A 1,422-nucleotide genomic window follows, 5' to 3' on the forward strand; every position below is an offset into this window, starting at 1 on the left:
CCCTGGCGCCCGCTGGCGGCGTTGGGACCTCCTCGAATATGCGCTGCATGTCCTTCGTCGGTCCGCCTTGCCAGCGAGCCCCACTGCAGGCCCCAACCAACCAGGATTCCTGTGGCGAGGCACTAGTGTCCTGCGTTCCGGATTCCGCACACAATTCATCGGCCGGCCCGAGCGACGCCAATCGCTCGCAGACTTATGTACGAAAGCAGGGATCCAGGACACTAGGCTCGGTCACCAACTTCGAGGCAAATCGCCCGAGGCGTCTGCGACGGCGGTCGAGCGTTCTCCTCATCGCAGCGCTGCTCGGTCTGAGCTCCTGTGGAAGCTCGGAATACCTCGTTGTCGGTCACACGGCGGCAGTGCCGACGCAGGGCGTGCTGGAGGTCGAGGAGCTCGACGGTGGCAACGTGTTTGTTCACCTGGATCTCGATTACTTGCCGCCGCCCTCGCGGCTGGATGAAGCCGGTAAGCTCTACGTGGTCTGGTTCCTCGCGGACGGCAAGGAGCCCTTCAGGGCAGGACAGATGGCGTACGATCCGACCGCTCAAGGTGGGCGGATGAGCGCCACCTTCCCGGCACGCAAATTCGAGGTCCTGATCACGGCCGAACGCGGGCCTGACGCCGCCTCACCCAGTGAGCACGTGGCTGTTCGCCAAGCTGTCGACATGGACGAATGAGGGCTTGCGGACGGCGCCTCTCAGCCTTGACTCAGCCTTGAGGGGTTGCCGCGTCGGCTGCGTCGGGAGAGCCCGCGTCAGGCTGCATGGCGCCGCCATCGCCCGCATCGGGCGGCGCGGGGCCAGCGTCGCCCGCGTCCGGCGCGGTCGCATCCGGCGCGGCCGCATCCGGGCCGGCATCCGGCGCGGCCGCATCGGGGCCGGCATCCGGTGCAGCCGCATCCGGCGCGGTCGCATCCGGGCCGGCATCCGGCGTGCCAGCGTCGGGTGGGTCGCCTCCGACGCAGACGACAAGCGCGAGCGTGTCGGTGTCGCTGCCCTTGGTGATCGTGAAGCGCAGCTCCCAGGGACCCGAGTGCACATAGCTAATGTCGCCGATCCGGTACTCCCCTGCCTGAGCGCCGCCCTGAACGTTTGGCTGGGTGTCTGCCGGGTGGCCACCGTGGGAGGGGGTCCACACCTCGACCTCCACCGTGGCGTCCGTCACGGGCATGTCCGCTGCGTCCAAGACCTTGACCGTGAGTTGGTTCCTCCTTGAAACGTCGTGGGCGGCTGGATCGGCGCTCACGATCTCGATGCTGAACTTGCCCGCGCTGCCCGCCTTCTTGGTGCCGGGCGTGTGCGGGTCCTCGTCCCCCTTGCAGGCCACCATGCCGCGATGGGGCCCCTGCCCGGCATCGTGCCCGGCGTCGGGCCCGGCATCGTGGTCGTGCGTGTGCCCGTCATCTCCGTCCGAGCAGCCGAA

2 protein-coding genes are annotated in these 1,422 nt (G+C 68.3%); one reads left to right on the forward strand and one right to left on the reverse strand.

Annotation, left to right across the window (positions count from 1 at the left end):
* Positions 1-677: hypothetical protein (locus MJD61_04345; protein MCG8554506.1), on the forward strand; the 677-nt coding region annotated here is incomplete at its 5' end.
* A 31-nt stretch (positions 678-708) separates the two neighbouring features.
* Here MJD61_04345 and MJD61_04350 read toward each other — a convergent pair.
* The coding region (locus tag MJD61_04350; protein MCG8554507.1) for a FixH family protein at positions 709-1,422 on the reverse strand (714 nt) is incomplete at its 5' end.

The sequence above is a fragment of the Pseudomonadota bacterium genome (assembly GCA_022361155.1).
Classification (GTDB): Bacteria; Myxococcota_A; Polyangia; order Polyangiales; family JAKSBK01; genus JAKSBK01.